Below are 17,846 nucleotides of genomic sequence, written 5' to 3'. Positions count from 1 at the left end.
GGGATGATCCGAAGTTTCGGTTGTCCATGGCTGTCGCTGCAGCCATGAGGGCGACAGTTCTGTCGCCCTCACACCATTTCCGCTGATCAAGCGCCTGATCTGGGCGCTGGCGCAGGGGCCGCGCCACCGGAGCGCCCGCTGCTCGTCCCTGGCCGCACCCGACCAATGATCGAGTTCGGACCTGCTCGCCTAATGCCCCCGGAACGCCTCCGCCAGCCACCAGGAGCCGCCGTCGGACGCGATCCGGGCGTGTACGAGCAGCGGTCGATCCCGCGGGCCGGCCACCCACCGCGCCACGGCGTCGAGGTCGGCCTGCGCGTTGACCGTGACGGCCTCGAAGCCGTAGCCCCGCCCGATGGCGGCGATGTCGGTGTCCGGGAAGGCGACGGTCGTGTGGTCCTCGCCGGTGAAGTGGTGCACCTCGGCGCCGTAGCCGCGGTCGTCGTACACCACGACCACCATCGGGAGCCCCAGCCGCGCCACCGTCTCCAGCTCGGCCGCCGACATGAGTGCGCCGCCGTCGCCCAGCGCCGCCACCGCGAGCCGGTCCGGCCGGGCGCACGCCGCGCCGATCGCGGTGGCCAGGCCCAGCCCGATCGACTGGAAGCCCTGGGTGAGGCAGTAGCCGTGCTCGTCGGGCACCCGCAGGTAGGCGCTCGGATAGCCCATGAAGTTGCCCGAGTCCACCGCCACGGTGCGCTCGGCGGGCAGCAGGTCGTCGAGGGCGATCGAGAGTGATCGGGGGTCGATGCCGTCGGCCCCGGTGAGGTCCTTGTAGGGCTCGTACCGCCAGCGGCCGCGCTCGGCGATCGCGGTCTCGACCTGCGGGGTGCGGTAGCCGGTCCGCGAGCCGTCGAGCGCGGCCCGCACGTCCGCGGCGGTGGCGCCGACGTCGCCGAGCACGCCAAGGTGCACCGGCCGGTTCGCGCCGATCGCGTCGGCGTCCAGGTCGACCTGTACGACCGTGGCGTCCGGGCCGATCAGCGCCCCGTGGCGCATCGTCCACATGTTGAGCGTGCAGCCCCAGCCGACGACGAGGTCGGCACCCGAGATCAGCTCGGCGGCGAGCGGGGTGGCGAAGCCGCCGGAGATCCCGAGCGCCCACGGGTCGTCGGCGAAGAGCCCTGCCGCCACCGCGGACGTGGCCACCAACGCCCCGGACGCGGCCGCAAGCTCCCGCAGCTGTCCACCGGCGCCCCGGGCCCCGCGGCCCGCGACGAAGACGGGCCGCTGCGCCCCCGCGATCAGGCGGGCGAGCGCCGCCACCGAGTCCGCACCCGGACGGACCGGCGCGAGCGACTGCAGCGCGGGCACCGGGCCGGCCTCCGCGGGCTCCGCCTGCACGTCGAGCGGCACGTTGAGCACCACGGTGCGGCGCTGCTCCACGACGGTGCGGTAGGCGCGGACGACGTCGGCGAGCGCCGAGCCGGGCGAGTGCACCCGCTCGGGCACCGCGCCCACCGAACGGGCCAGCGCGTCCTGGTCGATCCGGAAGTTCGACCGCACCGCCGCCGCGCCGGTGTCGGCGGCGAGCACCAGCATCGGGGTGCGGCTCTTCGCCGCCTCGGTGATCCCCGTCAGCGCGTTGGTGAGCCCGCAGCCCTGGTGCACCGAGAGGACGCCGACGCGTCCGCTGGTGCGGGCGTAGGCGTCGGCCATCGTGGCGGCGCCGCCCTCGTGCCGCGCCGCGACGTAGGGCACGCCGCCGTCGCGCAGCGCGTTCGTCAGGTGGAAGTTGCCGCTGCCCACCACCCCGAACGCGTGCCCGACGCCCAGATCGGCGAGGGCCCGCCCGACCAGTTCGGCGACCGTCACCGCTCCACCAGCGCCAGCACGCGCGCCGGGCTGCCCGAGCCGCCGACGATCGGCAGCGGCCCGGCCACCACCACGGCCCCGGTGGGCGGCAGCTGGGCCAGGTTCTGCAGCTGGGTGAGCCCGTACTTGCCCGCGCCGAGCAGGAAGCTGTGGCACGGGAACGGCGGGTCGAAGCCGTGCGCCGCGCCCGCGTCGGTGCCGACCGTCTCCACGCCGAGACCCATGATCGGTGCCTCCTCGGCGAGCCACTTCGCGCACTCCCCCGAGATCCCCGGGGACGCGCCCCCGTTCAGGAACGCGTCGGAATCCGCGCTGCGGGCGTCCCACCCCGTGCGGTAGAGCAGCCAGCCGCCCTCGGGAAGCGCGCCGTGCTCCTTCTCCCAGGTCCGCACGTGCTCGATCTCGAGCAGGAAGTTCGGGTTCGCGGCAGCCTGGTCCGCGAAGTCCAGCACCACGGCCGGGGCGAGCAGCTTCTCCGGCGCGACCTGCGCGATGTCCTCGCCGTCCTTCGCCGTGACCCAGTGGACCGGCGCGTCGAAGTGGGTGCCGGTGTGCTCGGAGGTCCGGATGTCGTTCCAGTACCAGGCGGGGCCGCGGTCGTCGTAGCGGCTGATCTCGGAGAGCCCGAACGCCGACGCGTTGGCGAACGGTGCCGGCAGCTGCAGCACGGGGGTGTCGGCCTGCAGCTGCGCGGTCAGGTCGACGACCTCGACGGTGCGCTCACGCAGCGCCGCAAGCAGATCGGAGAGCACGGACACGGGGCCTCCCGGGGCTCGGACGAACGGCGTTTCCGGTCCAACCTATTGGACGAGACCGCCGCCCGTACGACCTCAGTTCCCGAGCAGCCGCTCCAGCCCGTCCCGGCAGGCCTTCCACGCCTCCGCGGCCGGGTCGATCACCGCGAAGTGGTCGACATCGGGCAGGGTCACCAGCTCCGCCTCGTCGCCGGCGGCCGCCACGAACCGCTCGCTCTGCCGGATCGGCACGTTGACGTCGGCGGTGCCGTGCACGCACACCACGCGGACGCCGGTCGGCAGCCGCTCCACCGGGGAGGCGAGGGCGTACCGGTCGGGCACGTCGTCCGGGCCGCCGCCGAGGAGGTCGGAGGCCGCGCCGTCGCCCACGCCCTCCCGCTCGGCGTCGACGAGGTCGAGCACGCCGGCCTGGCTGACCACTCCGGAGAGGCGGACGGCGGGAGCCGCGCCGGGGGCGCCGGCCGGCAGGCCGGGGCGCGCCGCGAGCCAGGTGGCGAGGTGCCCACCCGCCGAGTGCCCGACGGCCACGACCCGGTCCAGCGGCAGGTCCCGGCCGGCGAGCAGGTCGAGAGCCGCCGCGACATCGTCGAACGTCGCCGTCCAACCGCCGTCGCCGCCCACCCGCCGGTACTCGATGTTCCAGGCGGCGTACCCGCCGGCGGCGAGGTCGGCGGCGAGGGGCCGGCCGAGATCGAGGTCGCGGCGCTGGCGCCAGAACCCGCCGTGCACCACGACGACGACGGCGCGCGGCTCGCCTGCCGGGAGCGTGAGCTCCCCGAACTGGCTGGGGTGGTCGCCGTAGGAGATCCGGAGCGGTGTCGGCACGCGGCCAGCATGGCACGTCCGGTCGCCACGCCGCGGTGGACGTGGGGGGTGCACCCACCGCGGCGTGGCTCCGCCGGCTGGGGGGATCTGCCGGCGGCCCGTGGGTGCGAACACCCGCGGTACTACAACCGGAACATGGGCACCGTACCCCCGCCACGACCTGGGGGAACCCGCTCTCACCCGGATGACGAGGGATGTCACCCCCAGCGCGTGGTCAGGACCCCCAATGCGCCCAGCGCCACCGCGGCGGCGGTGGACGCGCGCAGCACCTCGGGGCCCAGCCGCACGGGCCGCGCCCCGGCCGCGACGAGCGCATCGACCTCGTCGTCGGTGACCCCACCCTCCGGCCCGACCACGAGCAGCAGCTCGCCCCGGGCCGGCAACGACACGTCGGCGAGCCGCTCGGAGGCCGCCTCGTGCAGCACGATCGCCAGGTCCACCGCGGCGACCCGGCGGGCGAGCGCGGCCGTCCCGACCGGCTCCTCGACGACCGGGAACCACGGCCTGCGGGCCTGCTTCGCGGCCTCGCGCACCGTGCCGCGCCACCGCGCGAGCGCCTTCTCCCCGCGCGGCCCCTGCTCCCAGCGGGCGACGCAGCGGGCGGCCCGCCACGGCAGGATCCCGTCCACACCCGCCTCGGTGGCGAGCTCGACGGCCAGCTCGCCGCGGTCGCCCTTCACGAGTGCCTGCGCCAGCAGCACGCGCGGGCCGGGCGGGTCGGCGTCGGCCCGCCCGCTGATCGTCAGGTCAACGGTGTCGCGCCCGGTCGCGTCGACCACGGCGTGCGCGAGCCCACCGCGGCCGTCCGAAAGGAGCACCGCCTCACCGGGCCGCAGCCGCTTGACGGTGGCGGCGTGCCGGCCCTCGGGCCCGTCCAGCCGGGCGGTGCCGCCGGCCGGCAGGGGGTCGAGCAGGAAGAGGGGCGCGGTGGTCACGCGCGGCGGATGGGCATGATCGTCGGTACCGGGTCCGTGATGAGGAAGTCGAGCACGAGCTGCGTGACCAGCGCGGGTTTCTCCACGACCAGCAGGTGCGAGGTGCCGGGCACGACGGCCAGCTCGGCCTGCGGCAGCGAGCGGTACATCTCGATGCTGTGCTCCAGGGCCACGGCGTCGTCGTCGCCGGACAGGACGAGGGTGCGCGCCGCCACGCCTGCGAGCTGCTCCGGGAGGAGCGTCGGCCCGGTGAGCGCGTTCTCGACGGCCTTCGCGGCGATCACCGGGAAGTGGTCGGCGCCGTCCGGGGACTGCTCGGCGTACATGGCGGCCAGCGGGGTGGCCGCCAGGTCGGCCACCGCGTCCGGCCCGTGGAAGAACGCGGGAAGCAGGCCGCTCTGGTGGAACTGGCCGCTGATCAACACCATCCGGCGCACGAGATCGGGCCGGGCGAGCGCCACGTGCAGCGCGGCGATGGCACCGTCGCTGTAGCCCACCAGGTGTGCCGGCCCGCCGACGACCTCGTCCAGGAACGCGACGGTGTCGCGCGCGAAGAGCTCGTAGGTGAACGGGCCCGGGATGTCGGGGGTGTGCCCGTGGCCGCGCCGGTCGGGCGTGAAGACGTGGAACCGGCCGGCGTACGCGTCCCGCACCGGCCCGAGCTCGCGCGAGCTGGAGAACCCACCGTGCAGGTAGACCAGCGGTTCCCCGGCGCCGTACTCGGCGTACCAGGTGGGGTGGCCGCCGACGGTGGTGACCGTGCCCGGCTGCTCCATCGATTCGCTCAGCGACCGAACGAGTCGCGCAGCCGCGAGAATATGCCGTGCCCGTTGCGCGCGCCGCCCGCGAGGTCGGGCTGCTCCTCACCGCGCAGCTCCGCGAGCTCGCGCAGCAGCTCGGTCTGCTTGGCGTCGAGCTTGGTGGGAACGGCGACGTCGACGTGCACCATCAGGTCGCCGTGGCCGTCGACCCGGCCGGTGGAGCGCAGCCGCGGCATGCCCTTGCCCCGCAGCGTGCGCACGGTGCCGGACTGGGTGCCCGCTTCCAGGTGCAGCTCCTCGGTGCCGTCGAGGGTGGGCAGCGGCAGCGTGGTGCCCAGGGCCGCGGCCGTCATCGGCAGCTGCACGGTGCAGTGCAGATCGGCGCCGTCGCGGGTGAACAGGTCGTGCGGCTCCTCCTCGACCTCCACGTAGAGGTCACCCGCAGGGCCGCCGCCGGGGCCGACCTCGCCCTGCCCGGCCAGCCGGACGCGCATGCCGTCGGCCACGCCCGGGGGGATGCGCACACCGACGGTGCGCCGCGAGCGGACGCGACCGTCGCCGCCGCACTGCCGGCACGGCTCGGGGATGACCTCTCCGAAGCCGCGGCAGTTGGGGCAGGGCCGCGACGTGACGACCTGGCCGAGGAACGAGCGCTGCACGCTCTGCACCTCGCCCCGGCCGTTGCAGATGTCGCACATCGTGGGCACGCTCCCCGGCGCGCAGCCCGAACCGGTGCACTCGTCGCAGAGGACCGCGGTGTCGACCGTCAGGTCGCGGGTGACGCCGGTCGCGCACTCCTCGAGGGTGAGCCGCATGCGGATCAGGGCGTCGCCACCCGGTTGCACCCGGCTGCGCGGGCCCCGCCCGCGGACGCCACCCTGACCGCCGAAGAACGCGTCCATGATGTCGCCGAAGCCGAACGCGCTGAACGGGTCGGCCGCGCCGCCCCCGCCCCCGCCGTTGCCCAGCGGGTCACCGCCGAGATCGACGATGCGGCGCTTCTCCGGGTCGGACAGCACCTCGTACGCCGCGCTGACCTCTCGGAAGCGCTCCTGCGCCGACGGGTCCTGGTTCACGTCGGGGTGCAGTTCACGCGCCAACTTGCGGTAGGCCCGCTTGATCTCGTCGGGCCCGGCGTCCGGCGTGACGCCCAGTGTCCCGTAGTAGTCCCGTACCACGTGCGCGTTCCCCATGGTCCTTCTCGATCAGTACTGCTCCGAATGCGGCCTCTGCCGCGCGTCAGCGTCCAGCCAGGATCTCACCCACGTACCGCGCCACGGCGTGCACCGCCGCGATCGATCCGGGGTAATCCATCCTCGTGGGTCCGAGGACCCCCATGCCACCGAGCACGGTGCCCGGCCCGTAACCGATGGATACGACCGAGGTGTCGCGCATCTCCTCGGCCTCGTTCTCCTCGCCGATGCTCACCGTGACCGTGTTCGGCTCCCGGGCCGACGCCAGCAACCTGAGCACCACCACCTGCTCCTCGAGGGCCTCGAGGACCTGGCGGAGCGAGTGCGGGAAGTCGGCGGTGCTGCGGGTGAGGTTGGCCGTCCCCCCCAGCAGCAGCCGCTCCTCCGGGTGCTCGACGAGCGTCTCGATCAGCACCGTGGCGACGGCGATGACGAGGTCACGCAGCTCGGCGGGCGCGGTGTGGGGGAGTTCGGCGACCGCCGCGGAGGCCACCGCGAGCGGGCGGCCGACCAGCGCCCCGTTCACGAGAGCGCGGAGCTGCGCCACCGCGTCGTCGGTGACCACGTCACCCAGATCGACGACCCGCTGGTCGACGCGGCCGCTGTCGGTGATGAGCACCAGCATCAGCCGGGCGGGCGTGAGCACGACGATCTCGCAGTGCCGCACGGTGGAGCGGGTGAGCGTCGGGTACTGCACCACCGCGACCTGCCGGGTGAGCTGGGCGAGCAGCCGCACGCTGCGCCGCAGCACGTCGTCGAGGTCGACGGCGCCCTCCAGGAAGGCCTGCACGGCGCGCCGCTCCGCCCCCGACAGCGGCTTGACCTGCGCCAACCGGTCGACGAACAGCCGGTAGCCCTTGTCGGTGGGCACGCGCCCCGCGCTCGTGTGGGGCTGGGCGATCAGCCCGTCCTCCTCGAGGACGGCCATGTCGTTGCGCACGGTGGCGCTGGAGACGCCCAGGTTGTGCCGGTCGACGATCATCTTGGAGCCCACCGGCTCGTGGGTGGAGACGTAGTCCGCGACGATCGCCCGCAGCACGGCGAAGCGACGCTCGTCGGCGTTCACGGCAGCGCTCCTCCCTGCGACGTTCTCGTGGACTTCCCACCAGTCTATGTGTTCTGCGCAGATGGGACCGCAGGCACGATATGGCATGTGCTGATCCGCCGCCCCGTCCTCGACGCCATCGCCGCCGGCACCGTCACGCAACTGTTCCGGCGCTGGGACCGGCCGCGCGTCCGCGTCGGCGGCGCGCAGCGCACGGCGGTCGGCGTCCTGGAGTTCACCTCCGTGGAGCCGGTCGCGGAAACCGCCCTGACACCCGAGGACGCCCGCGCGGCGGGGTTCACCGACCTCATCGCGCTGCAGGGCGCGCAGCGCGGCGAGGGGCAGCTCTACCGCGTCGGGGTGCGGCTGGCCGGGCCCGACCCGCGGGTGGCGCTGCGGGCGAGGCGGCGGCTGTCGCGGACCGACCGCGCCGAGATCGACACCCGGCTCGCGCGGATGGACCGTACCTCGCCGCACGGCCCGTGGACCGCCGCGGTGCTCGAGCTGATCGCGGAGAACCCCGGCGTGCGCGCCCCCGACCTCGCCTTGCGGATGGGGCGCGAGACGCTGCCGTTCAAGCGCGACGTCCGCAAGCTGAAGGAGCTGGGGCTGACCGAGAGCCTCGAGGTCGGCTACCGGCTCTCGCCGCGGGGACGGGCCTACCGGCGGGCTTGATAACCGGGATCTATCACGGGATCACGAAGTTTGTTTTGACTCGCTCCAGGTCAGCGCATGATTGTCTACAGTATGAAGACCGAAGTGTCCGGCCCCGCGGCGCTGCGGGTCGAGCGGGTGCGGGCGATCGCCACGCGCCTGCGGGAGCTGCGCGGGCCCCTGCTGCCGATCCTGCACGCCGTGCAGCACGAACTGGGCCACGTCGACGCGGCGGACGTGCCGGTGATCGCCGACGTGCTCAACATCGCCGTCGCCGAGGTGCACGGGGTCGTCACGTTCTACCGCGACTTCCGCCGCGAACCCGGCGGGCGCGCCACCGTGCGGATCTGCCAGGCCGAAGCGTGCCAGGCCGTCGGCGCCGAGGCCCTCGGCGCACACGCCCGCCGCAGGCTCGGTGTCGGCTTCGGCGAGACCACCTCCGACGGCACGGTCTCCCTCGACGAGGTCTTCTGCCTCGGCAACTGCGCCCTCGGCCCCGCGGTCCAGGTCGACGGCAGGCTGCACGGCCGGGTGAGCCCGGCGCGCCTCGACGCGCTGCTCGGAGAGGTGGCAGGCGCATGACGAGGGTGTTCGTGCCGCGGGACTCCGCGGCCCGCTCCGTCGGCGCCGACGCGGTGGCCGAACGGATCGCCGCCGTCGGCGGGGACGTCGAGGTCGTGCGGACCGGCTCGCGCGGGATGCTCTGGCTGGAGCCCCTCGTCGAGGTGGAGACCCCGGCGGGCCGGGTGGGCTACGGCCCCGTGGCCCCCGAGGACGTCGACGGGCTGGTCGCCGCGGGACTGCTGGACGGGCGGGGCGAGAGCCTCGGCCTGGTCGAGGACCTGCCGTGGATGCGCCGGCAGCAGCGCGTGACGTTCGCGCGGGTCGGCGTCGTCGACCCCCTCTCGCCCGACGACTACCTGACCCACGGCGGCGTCGCCGGCCTGCGGGCGGCGCTGCGGACGAGCCCGACGGCCGTGGTCGAGGCCGTCGTCGAGTCGGGGCTGCGCGGCCGCGGCGGCGCGGGCTTCCCCACCGGGATCAAGTGGCGCACGGTCCTGGGCGCCGAGGCGGACGTCAAGTTCGTCTGCTGCAACGCCGACGAGGGCGACTCGGGAACGTTCGCCGACCGGATGCTGATCGAGGGCGACCCGTTCACCCTCATCGAGGGCATGACGATCGCGGCGCACGCCGTCGGCGCCTCCGAGGGCTACGTCTACCTGCGCTCCGAGTACCCCGACGCGATCGAGACCCTCACGGCGGCCATCGAGGCCGCCCGCGAACGCGGCTGGCTCGGCGAGCGGATCCTCGGCTCGGACCTCACGTTCGACCTGCACGTCCGGGTGGGCGCCGGCGCCTACATCTGCGGCGAGGAGACCTCGATGCTGGAGAGCCTCGAGGGCAAGCGCGGCCAGGTGCGGGCGAAACCACCCATCCCGGCGCTCGAAGGCCTGTTCGGCCGCCCGACCGTCGTCAACAACGTGCTCTCGCTCGCCTCGGTGCCGGCGATCCTCGCCGACGGCGCCGCGACCTACGCCGCGCTGGGCGTCGGGCGCTCGCGCGGCACCAGCGTCTTCCAGCTGGGCGGCAACATCGCGCGCGGCGGGATCGTCGAGACGGCGTTCGGGATCACCCTCGGCGAGCTGCTGACGGACTTCGGCGGCGGCACCGCGTCCGGCCGCCCCGCCCGCGCCGTGCAGGTGGGCGGGCCGCTCGGGGCGTACCTGCCCGTGGAGAAGTTCGACCTGCCGATGGACTACGAGGCGTTCGCCGAGGCCGGGGCGATGCTCGGGCACGGCGGGATCGTCGTCTTCGACGACACCGTCGACATGGCCGCGATGGCCCGCTTCGCCTTCTCCTTCTGCGCCGAGGAGTCGTGCGGGAAGTGCACGCCGTGCCGGGTGGGCGCGGTGCGGGGCGTCGAGACGATCGACCGCATCACCACCGGTCAGGACCGGGAGCGCAACCTCGTGGTGCTCGAGGACCTGTGCGAGCTGATGACCGACGGGTCGCTCTGCGCCATGGGCGGGCTGACCCCCATGCCCGTGCGCAGTGCGGTGCAGCACTTCGGAGAGGACTTCGCGAAATGAGTTTGCTGAAGGAACCCGACTACGGCACACCGGCCCGCGAAGGCGCCGCCACCGTCGAGGTCACGATCGACGGCGTCGCGGTCACGGTGCCGCCCGGCACCTCCGTCATGCGTGCCGCCAAGCAGGCCGGCCTCGACATCCCGAAGCTGTGCGCCACCGACTCCCTCGAGGCGTTCGGGTCGTGCCGGCTCTGCGTCGTCGAGATCGACGGCGCCCGCGGCACGCCCGCGTCGTGCACCACGCCCGTCGCGCCGGGGATGGTGGTGCGCACGCAGACCGAGAAGCTCGGCAAGCTGCGCCGCGGGGTCATGGAGCTCTACATCTCCGACCACCCGCTCGACTGCCTCACCTGCTCGGCCAACGGCGACTGCGAGCTGCAGGACATGGCCGGCGTCACCGGGCTGCGCGAGGTGCGCTACGGCTCGGGCGTGGACGCCGGCGCGAACCACATGGACCTGCTCACGGACACGTCCAACCCCTACTTCGACTTCGACGCGTCCAAGTGCATCGCCTGCTCGCGCTGCGTCCGGGCCTGCGACGAGGTGCAGGGCACGATCGCGCTGACGATCGAGGGCCGCGGGTTCGACTCCAAGGTCGCCGCGGGCGCGGGCGTGCCGTTCATGGAGTCCGACTGCGTCTCCTGCGGCGCCTGCGTGCAGGCCTGCCCCACCGCCACCCTGCAGGAGAAGTCGGTGGTCGAGCTCGGGATGCCCACCCGCAGCGTCATCACCACCTGCGCGTACTGCGGCGTCGGCTGCTCGTTCAAGGCCGAGCTGCGCGGCGACGAGCTCGTGCGGATGGTCCCCTACAAGGACGGCGGCGCCAACGAGGGCCACTCCTGCGTCAAGGGCCGGTTCGCGTTCGGCTACGCGAGCCACCCGGACCGGGTCATGAAGCCGATGCTGCGCGAGTCGATCACCGACGAGTGGCGCGAGGTCTCCTGGGAGGAGGCGATCGGCTTCACGGCGCGCAGGCTGCGCGAGATCCAGGCCGAGCACGGCTCCGGCTCGATCGGCGCCATCACCTCGTCCCGCACCACGAACGAGGAGGTCTACGCCGTCCAGAAGATGGTGCGGGCCGTCTTCGGCAACAACAACGTCGACACCTGCGCCCGGGTGTGCCACTCCCCCACCGGCTACGGGCTCAGCCAGACCTTCGGCACGTCGGCCGGAACCCAGGACTTCAAGTCCGTGGAGAAGGCCGACGTCATCCTGCTGATCGGGGCGAACCCGACCGACGCGCACCCGGTGTTCGCGTCCCGGATGAAGCGCAGGCTGCGGCAGGGCGCGAAGCTCGTCGTGATCGACCCGCGGCGGATCGACCTCGTCCGCACCCCGCACATCGAGGCCGTCCACCACCTCTCCCTCACGCCCGGCACGAACGTCGCGGTCCTCAACGCGATGGCCCACGTGATCGTCACGGAGGGCCTCGTCGACCGCACCTTCGTGGAGGACCGCTGCGAGGAGGTGGCCAAGTGGGAGGCGTTCGTCGCCCGCCCGGAGCACAGTCCCGACGCCGTCGCCGAGATCACCGGCGTCCCCGCGGAAGAGCTGCGCGCGGCCGCCCGCCTCTACGCGGAAGGCGGCAACGGGGCCATCTACTACGGCCTGGGCGTCACCGAGCACAGCCAGGGCTCCACCACCGTCATGGCCATGGCCAACCTCGCGATGGCCACCGGCAACATCGGGCGCGAGGGCGTCGGGGTCAACCCGCTGCGCGGGCAGAACAACGTGCAGGGGTCCTGCGACATGGGCTCGTTCCCGCACGAGCTGCCCGGCTACCGGCACGTGGGCGACGACGACGTCCGCGGCATCTACGAGCAGCTGTGGGGCACGCCGATCCTCGCCGAGCCGGGCCTGCGCATCCCGAACATGTTCGACTCCGCCGTCGACGGCAGCTTCCGGGCCCTGTTCGTGCAGGGCGAGGACATCGCCCAGTCCGACCCCAACACCCAGCACGTCCACGCCGCGCTCGCCGCGCTCGACCTGCTCGTGGTGCAGGACCTGTTCGTCAACGAGACCGCGAAGTTCGCGCACGTGCTGCTGCCCGGCACGTCCTTCCTGGAGAAGGACGGCACCTTCATCAACGCCGAGCGCAGGATCAACCGGGTGCGCCCGGTGATGGCGCCGCAGACCGGCAAGCAGGAGTGGGAGATCGTCTGCGAGATAGCGCAGGCGATGGGCTACCCGATGCACTACGACTCGTCGAGCCAGATCATGGACGAGATCGCGTTCACCACCCCGACGTTCGCCGGCGTCTCGTTCGACCAGCTCGACCGGGTGGGCAGCGTGCAGTGGCCGTGCAACGAGGCCGCACCGGACGGCACCCCGATCATGCACATGAACGGCTTCGTGCGGGGTAAAGGCAGGTTCATGGAGACCGTGTACGTGCCCACGAGCGAGCGCTCCACGCGGAAGTACCCGCTGATCCTCACCACGGGCCGAATCCTCACTCAGTACAACGTCGGCGCCCAGACGCGCCGCACGGCCAACTCCGCGTGGCACCCCGAGGACCTGCTCGAGCTCCACCCGCACGACGCCGAGGTGCGCGGCGTGAACGACGGCGACATGGTCGTGCTCTCCAGCCGGGTGGGACGCACCACGCTGCGCGCGCTCGTCTCGGAGCGCATGCCGGTGGGGGTCTGCTACACCACGTTCCACCACCCGGTCACCGGCGCGAACGTCGTCACCACCGAGAACTCGGACTGGGCCACCAACTGCCCGGAGTACAAGGTCACGGCGGTGCAGGTGGCGGTCACTGCCGAACAGACGGCGGTGCGGGAGTCGCTGCGCTCCCGCCCGGTGCCGGCGGCGGGCGAGTAGATGGACGGATCACCTCCGCACGTCCGCCTGGCCAACGACGTCGCCCTGCACCTCGCGCACCGGGGGCCCGACGAGGCCGCCCGGGCCGTGGCCCACCACATACGCGCGTTCTGGGACCCGCGGATGCGCACCGCGCTCCTCGAGCACACCGCCGCGGGGGGCGAGGGGCTCGATCCCATCGCCCTGCGGGCGGCGGAGCTGCTCGACCCGGCGGGCGTGTCGTGACCAGCGCGCACGCGCGGCACGCGGCCGTCGGTGCGGGTCGGGATGGGGCCGGCAGCCTCGCCTGGGACGCGGCGCGGGAGGTCGCCCACGCGGCCACCACCGTGCTGCCGCCCCGCGAGGTCGCCATCGCCGACGCCGACGGCACGGTGCTCGCGGCCCCCCTCGTCGCCGTGGCCGACCACCCGCCGGTGCCCCGCTCGGCGATGGACGGCTACGCGGTCTGCGGCGCACCCCCGTGGACCGTGGTGGACGGCGGCGGTCACCTGGCCGGCGGCGAGGCGTGCGCGGTCGTCACCGGGTCGCCGCTCCCTGCCGGCACCACGTCCGTGCTCGCCGACGAGGACGCGGTCCGCGACGACGCGCTGCTGCGCGGCGCCGCACCGCCCGGACGCCACATCCGGCCCGCGGCCGAGGAGTGCGCGGCGGGCGAGGCGCTGCTGCCGGCCGGCACCCGGGTGACCCCCGCGGTGCTCGGGCTCGCCGCCGCGCTGGGCTACGACCGGCTGCTCGTGCGCCCGCAGCCCCGGGTCGTCACGCTCGTCACCGGGAACGAGCTGGTCCACTCGGGGCGACCCGGCCCGGGCAAGGTCCGGGACGCGATCGGCCCGATGCTCCCCGGGCTGCTCGAGCGCGCCGGCGCCCGGCAGGACCCGGCCTCGGTCGCGCTCCGGGACGACCGGGAGCTCCTGCGCACCACCCTCGCGACCGCGGCGGAGGAGTCGGCCGACCTCGTCCTGATCTCCGGATCCTCCGCGGCCGGCCCCGCCGACCACCTCCGCGCCGTGCTCGCGGAGCTGCACGCCGACCTGCTCGTCGACGGCGTCCGGTGCCGGCCGGGGCACCCGCAGGCACTGGCCCGGGTCGGCAACACCCTCGTGGTGGGCCTGCCGGGCAACCCGCTCGCCGCGCTGGCCGCGTTCCTGACCGTCGCCGTCCCGGTGCTGGCCGGGCTGCGCGGGGAACCGCTCCCCGCCCTCATGGCCGTGCCGGTGCCCGGCGGGATCGGCCGCCACTCCCTGCACACCCGCCTGGTGCCGGTGGCTGTCGAACCGTCCGGCGCCGTGCCCGTGGGCCACAGCGGCTCGGCGATGCTCCGCGGCGCGGCCGCCGCCGACGCCTTCGCTGTGGTAGACCCGGGACCAGCGGACGCGATCGCCGCCCGCCTCCTCCCCCTCGACCCCGGAGCGCGCCCATGGGCCGTCTGATCGCCCGCCGTCCAGTACTGCGGCTCGGCCCGGAGGGCAGCATCCGGCGCCCGGACGCCCTCGCCGTCGAGGAACCCCTCGAGCTGCGCATCGACGGCCGCGCCCTCGCCGTCACGATGCGGACGCCGGGCCACGACGTCGAGCTGGCCCACGGCTTCCTGCTCACCGAGGGCGTCATCGGCGCCGCCGCGGACATCCGTGATGCCCGGTACTGCGGCTCGCTCGACGAGGACGGCCGCAACACCTACAACGTGCTCGACGTCGGCCTCGCGGAGGGCGTCCCCCCGCCCGACACCGGGGTGGAGCGCAACTTCTACACGACGTCCTCGTGCGGCGTGTGCGGCAAGGCGTCGCTCGACGCGGTGCGGCTGCGCACGCGGTACTCCCCCGCGGACGACCCGGTGCGCGTCGCGCCGGACTTGCTGGCCACCCTCCCGGACGTCCTGCGGGAGCGGCAGCGCGTGTTCGACAGCACCGGCGGCCTGCACGCGGCCGGCCTCTTCACCGCGGAGGGCGAGCCGCTGGTGGTGCGTGAGGACGTCGGGCGCCACAACGCCGTCGACAAGGTACTGGGCTGGGCGCTCATGCAGGGCCGCGTTCCGGCCCGCGGCTCGGTGCTCGTCGTGTCCGGGCGGGCGTCGTTCGAGCTGGCGCAGAAGGCCGTGATGGCCGGGGTTCCGGTGCTCGCCGCCGTCTCCGCCCCGTCCTCACTGGCGGTCGAGCTGGCCGCCGAGTGCGGCCTCACCGTGGCCGGGTTCGTCCGCGACGGGCGGATGAACGTCTACTGCCACGGGGACAGGTTGGCGCCGGTCGCCCACGCGTCGTGATCGGAGGAAGGATCCGGTGAGCGAGCGCGACCTCGCCGCTGAGCAGGCGAACAAGGACCGCATCCGGGCGGCGTTCGACGAATGGGCCGCGGGCACCGGCGGCCCGTTCGCGCTCCTCGCCGACGACGCCACCTGGACGATCGTCGGCAACAGCCCGGTCTCCCGCGCCTACGGCAGCCGTCAGGAGTTCCTCGACGTCGTCATCGACCCCTTCAACGCCCGCATGGAGGTCCCGCTCCGGCCGACCGTCCGGGCGCTGTACGCCGACGGCGACTGGGTCGTCGCGCTCTTCGACGGGTCCGGCACCGCACGCGACGGCATGCCGTACGAGAACACCTACACCTGGTACATGCGGCTGGCGGGGGCCGCGATCGTCGAGGTGATCGCCTTCTTCGACACGATCGAGTTCACCGACTTCTGGAACCGCGTGTCACCGGCCTGACCGCCTCATTCCTCCCGGCGCCACTGCTCCGCGTAGCGGCGGTCACGCTCGGCCTGCCCCTCCGCGTCGGCCTCGTCACGCACGCGCTTGGTGGTGCCCCGGGGGTAGCCGGCCTTGAGCGTGCGGTGCTCGGCCGACTCGTCCACGTAGACCATCGAGTAGAAGAGACCGATCAGGGCACCGCTCAGTGCCGCACAGCCCCGCACCCACGCCGGGCCGGGCAGGACCAGGTAGATCACCACGAGCAGCGGCACCAGCTGCGCGACCGCGCGCGCGAAGTGCCGCAGGTACCGGGTGCGGGTGGTGACGTCGTGCAGCACCCACTCGCGGTACTCCGGCGGCAGTCCCGCTCCGTAGGCGTAGGCCAGCCAACGCAGCGGGCCGGGCCGGCGAAGGGCCACGTTTATCACCCCAACTCTTGGTGTCCCAAGTATCGTACGCTGGACCCGTGGCTGCCGAACCCAACCGTGAGCACCCCCACGCGGCCGACCTCCTGCGCCTGGACCGCCAGGTCTGCTTCGCGCTCGCGGTGGCGGCGCGCAACGTGATCGCGCTCTACCGGCCACTCCTCGAGCCGATGGGCCTCACCCACCCCCAGTACCTGGTGATGCTCGCGCTGTGGGAGCGCTCGCCGCGCTCGCTCACCGATCTGGCCACGGTGCTGTCCCTCGACCCCGGCACGCTGTCGCCGCTGCTCAAGCGCCTCGAGATGGCCGGCCTGCTGTCCCGGCAGCGGGTGCCGGGCAACGAGCGCACGCTGGCCGTGACCCTCACCGATCAGGGCCGGGCCCTACGTGCCGAGGCCGAGCGGATCCCGCCGGCCGTCGTGGAGCGACTCGGCCTGCCGCTGGCCGACCTCGAGCGCCTGCACACCGAGCTCACCGCCGTGATCGCGGCCACCCGCGCCGACCCGGACCAGCCAGGTCAGCCGGAGGGCGACCTCACGGGCACGGAGCCGTGATGTCTCCGGGCGACGGCCCGTCCACCTGGGTTGCCGCCGTGACGCGGTTCCCGCAGAACGCCCCCTGGGGGGCGTCCGAGCCGATGCGCACCGGTTCGGCCGCCGACCCGGAGAGGGTGTTGTCCACGAGGACGTTCCCACCGTTGTCGTAGTCGTCCTCGTCGTCGGTCTGGATCTTCACGTTCCAGCCGGCGCTGTCGGCGATCACGTTGCCCCGCACGATGTTGCCGTGACCGCGCAGCTCGACGTTGCTGCCGTTGAACTCGCGGGGCTCCGTGTTGCCCGAGCACTCGTTGTTCTCGAACACGTTGTCGTGCGCGTTCTCCTTGACGTTGAAGCACTCGGAGCCGAACGTGCGGATGGTGTTGCCGGTGACCTGGTTGCCGGAGCTCGTGTCGTTCTCGGCCATCGGCTGGTTGTCGGACTTCGGGCTGGTGCCGATGTAGACGCCCTCCCCGTTGTGGAACTCGAACCGGCCGCCGCCGCCCTCGTCGCCGTCCCCGTCCTTGCCGTCATCCTTGTTGTCGTCGTCGTTGTCGTCGCCCTCGGCCTTCTTGCCGAACAGGCCGCAGTACTGGATCACCGAGTCGGCGATCGTGTTGCCGGTCGCATTGTTGCGCAAGCGCACGCATTCCGTGCCCGCCTCGGTGAGGAACATGTTCCGGACCGTGATGCCGGTGATGTCCCGGGCCGTGTCCGCCGAGCCGATGTAGATGAGCTTGCTGTCCTTGACCTGCGGCTGAGCGCCGGCCTTGAAGGCGTCGACGGCACCGAGGTCGGCCGGCAGCCGACCGGCGGGCAGCCCCTCCTGGCCGTCGATCGTGAACCCTTCGAGCGTGTAGTAGCTGTGGTCGATGTTGAAGATGCGACCCGCGCCGTACAGAACCGCCTGGCTGCGACCCGACGGGTCCTTGCCGTTCTCCGGGCCCCTGATCGTGATCGGCGCGTCCGGATCGCCGTCGCGCTGGGTCGTCGGCTGCTCGCGGTACTCGCCGGGCGCGAGGTTGATCACCGTGCCCGCCTCGGCGTCGTCGAGGGCGGCCTGAATCGTGCGCAGCGGCGCGGCCTGCGACCCGTCACCGGTGTCGTTCCCGGTCGGGCTCACGTACATCTGCCGCGCCTCGGCACCGGGACCTGGGGACGGGTCCGTCGGTCCCCCCGTCGTCGAAACGATCACGAAGGTGACGACGAGGGCGATCACTCCGAGGACAATCAACACGATCGCGATCGATCGGCGACTGTTCGTCGTGGGGGTTTCGGCCACGGCGCCGAAGTCTCGCGACCTTCCGTT

Annotated in this window: 18 protein-coding genes; 9 read left to right on the top strand and 9 right to left on the bottom strand. The window is 73.4% G+C overall.

What is annotated here, in order from left to right; genetic code table 11:
* Positions 1 to 189: 189 nt before the first annotated feature.
* From ACU436_RS16405 to hrcA, 7 genes are all read right to left on the bottom strand, one after another.
* Positions 190 to 1,815 (bottom strand): thiamine pyrophosphate-binding protein, encoded by a 1,626-nt coding sequence (locus ACU436_RS16405; RefSeq protein ID WP_459026136.1) that lies wholly within the window; start codon positions 1,813 to 1,815, stop codon positions 190 to 192.
* Positions 1,812 to 2,573, bottom strand: coding sequence for a cyclase family protein (locus tag ACU436_RS16400; RefSeq protein ID WP_459026135.1), 762 nt, complete (start codon positions 2,571 to 2,573; stop codon positions 1,812 to 1,814). The genes ACU436_RS16405 and ACU436_RS16400 overlap by 4 nt, the downstream gene beginning before the upstream one ends.
* Positions 2,574 to 2,645: 72 nt before the next feature.
* Positions 2,646 to 3,395 (bottom strand): alpha/beta hydrolase family protein, encoded by a 750-nt coding sequence (locus tag ACU436_RS16395; protein ID WP_459026133.1) that lies wholly within the window; start codon positions 3,393 to 3,395, stop codon positions 2,646 to 2,648.
* Between the two features lie 197 nt (positions 3,396 to 3,592).
* On the bottom strand, positions 3,593 to 4,330 hold the full coding sequence (locus ACU436_RS16390) for a 16S rRNA (uracil(1498)-N(3))-methyltransferase (protein WP_459026131.1): 738 nt from the start codon (positions 4,328 to 4,330) through the stop codon (positions 3,593 to 3,595).
* Complete coding sequence (locus ACU436_RS16385) at positions 4,327 to 5,106, bottom strand: alpha/beta fold hydrolase (RefSeq protein ID WP_459026129.1); 780 nt, start codon at positions 5,104 to 5,106, stop codon at positions 4,327 to 4,329. Before ACU436_RS16385 ends, ACU436_RS16390 begins: the two co-directional genes overlap by 4 nt.
* A gap of 8 nt (positions 5,107 to 5,114) precedes the next feature.
* Positions 5,115 to 6,269 (bottom strand): molecular chaperone DnaJ, encoded by a 1,155-nt coding sequence (gene dnaJ / locus ACU436_RS16380; protein WP_459027010.1) that lies wholly within the window; start codon positions 6,267 to 6,269, stop codon positions 5,115 to 5,117.
* Between the two features lie 61 nt (positions 6,270 to 6,330).
* The gene (gene hrcA, locus ACU436_RS16375; protein WP_459026127.1) at positions 6,331 to 7,350 is read right to left on the bottom strand and encodes a heat-inducible transcriptional repressor HrcA; all 1,020 of its coding nucleotides are present in this window, start codon (positions 7,348 to 7,350) and stop codon (positions 6,331 to 6,333) included.
* Between the two features lie 87 nt (positions 7,351 to 7,437).
* Between hrcA and ACU436_RS16370 the strand changes: the two genes are divergently transcribed.
* From ACU436_RS16370 to ACU436_RS16335, 8 genes are all read left to right on the top strand, one after another.
* Positions 7,438 to 8,004 (top strand): ASCH domain-containing protein, encoded by a 567-nt coding sequence (locus ACU436_RS16370; protein WP_459026125.1) that lies wholly within the window; start codon positions 7,438 to 7,440, stop codon positions 8,002 to 8,004.
* A gap of 72 nt (positions 8,005 to 8,076) precedes the next feature.
* The gene (locus ACU436_RS16365; protein WP_459026123.1) at positions 8,077 to 8,565 is read left to right on the top strand and encodes a formate dehydrogenase subunit gamma; all 489 of its coding nucleotides are present in this window, start codon (positions 8,077 to 8,079) and stop codon (positions 8,563 to 8,565) included.
* Positions 8,562 to 10,073 carry a formate dehydrogenase beta subunit gene (locus ACU436_RS16360; protein WP_459026122.1) on the top strand — a complete coding sequence of 504 codons (1,512 nt, stop codon included), beginning with the start codon at positions 8,562 to 8,564 and terminating at the stop codon, positions 10,071 to 10,073. The genes ACU436_RS16365 and ACU436_RS16360 overlap by 4 nt, the downstream gene beginning before the upstream one ends.
* The gene (gene fdhF / locus ACU436_RS16355) at positions 10,070 to 12,895 is read left to right on the top strand and encodes a formate dehydrogenase subunit alpha (RefSeq protein WP_459026120.1); all 2,826 of its coding nucleotides are present in this window, start codon (positions 10,070 to 10,072) and stop codon (positions 12,893 to 12,895) included. The genes ACU436_RS16360 and fdhF overlap by 4 nt, the downstream gene beginning before the upstream one ends.
* A complete protein-coding gene (locus tag ACU436_RS16350) occupies positions 12,896 to 13,120 on the top strand; it encodes a formate dehydrogenase subunit delta (protein ID WP_459026118.1) in 225 nt (74 codons plus the stop codon).
* Complete coding sequence (locus tag ACU436_RS16345) at positions 13,117 to 14,325, top strand: molybdopterin molybdotransferase MoeA (protein WP_459026117.1); 1,209 nt, start codon at positions 13,117 to 13,119, stop codon at positions 14,323 to 14,325. The genes ACU436_RS16350 and ACU436_RS16345 overlap by 4 nt, the downstream gene beginning before the upstream one ends.
* Positions 14,313 to 15,152: a formate dehydrogenase accessory sulfurtransferase FdhD gene (gene fdhD, locus ACU436_RS16340; RefSeq protein WP_459026115.1), complete on the top strand. Its 840-nt coding sequence runs from the start codon at positions 14,313 to 14,315 to the stop codon at positions 15,150 to 15,152. Before ACU436_RS16345 ends, fdhD begins: the two co-directional genes overlap by 13 nt.
* Before the next feature lie 16 nt (positions 15,153 to 15,168).
* Positions 15,169 to 15,594, top strand: a complete 426-nt coding sequence (locus ACU436_RS16335; RefSeq protein ID WP_459026113.1) for a nuclear transport factor 2 family protein — start codon at positions 15,169 to 15,171, stop codon at positions 15,592 to 15,594.
* Positions 15,595 to 15,599: 5 nt separating this feature from the next.
* On the opposite strand, the gene ACU436_RS16330 is transcribed toward ACU436_RS16335, so the two are convergent.
* A complete protein-coding gene (locus ACU436_RS16330) occupies positions 15,600 to 15,995 on the bottom strand; it encodes a DUF5313 family protein (RefSeq protein WP_459026111.1) in 396 nt (131 codons plus the stop codon).
* A gap of 47 nt (positions 15,996 to 16,042) precedes the next feature.
* Here ACU436_RS16330 and ACU436_RS16325 point away from each other — a divergent pair, with 47 nt between their 5' ends.
* A complete protein-coding gene (locus ACU436_RS16325; RefSeq protein WP_459026109.1) occupies positions 16,043 to 16,555 on the top strand; it encodes a MarR family winged helix-turn-helix transcriptional regulator in 513 nt (170 codons plus the stop codon).
* On the opposite strand, the gene ACU436_RS16320 is transcribed toward ACU436_RS16325, so the two are convergent.
* A complete protein-coding gene (locus ACU436_RS16320) occupies positions 16,536 to 17,666 on the bottom strand; it encodes a DUF1565 domain-containing protein (RefSeq protein ID WP_459026107.1) in 1,131 nt (376 codons plus the stop codon). The genes ACU436_RS16325 and ACU436_RS16320 overlap by 20 nt on opposite strands.
* Between the last annotated feature and the right edge of the window lie 180 nt (positions 17,667 to 17,846).

The organism is Pseudonocardia wallangbongensis (assembly GCF_054486945.1).
The sequence above is the reverse complement of the archived record's forward strand: the minus strand, read 5'-3'. Positions and strand labels throughout refer to the sequence as shown.

Excerpts from the sequence above, each read along its gene's own strand:
- ACU436_RS16385 (WP_459026129.1), bottom strand. The coding sequence starts at position 5,106 with ATGGAGCAGCCGGGCACGGTCACCACCGTCGGCGGCCACCCCACCTGG.
- ACU436_RS16365 (WP_459026123.1), top strand. The coding sequence starts at position 8,077 with ATGAAGACCGAAGTGTCCGGCCCCGCGGCGCTGCGGGTCGAGCGGGTG.
- ACU436_RS16360 (WP_459026122.1), top strand. The coding sequence starts at position 8,562 with ATGACGAGGGTGTTCGTGCCGCGGGACTCCGCGGCCCGCTCCGTCGGC.
- fdhF (WP_459026120.1), top strand. The coding sequence starts at position 10,070 with ATGAGTTTGCTGAAGGAACCCGACTACGGCACACCGGCCCGCGAAGGC.
- ACU436_RS16350 (WP_459026118.1), top strand. The coding sequence starts at position 12,896 with ATGGACGGATCACCTCCGCACGTCCGCCTGGCCAACGACGTCGCCCTG.
- fdhD (WP_459026115.1), top strand. The coding sequence starts at position 14,313 with ATGGGCCGTCTGATCGCCCGCCGTCCAGTACTGCGGCTCGGCCCGGAG.
- ACU436_RS16320 (WP_459026107.1), bottom strand. The coding sequence starts at position 17,666 with ATGTACGTGAGCCCGACCGGGAACGACACCGGTGACGGGTCGCAGGCC.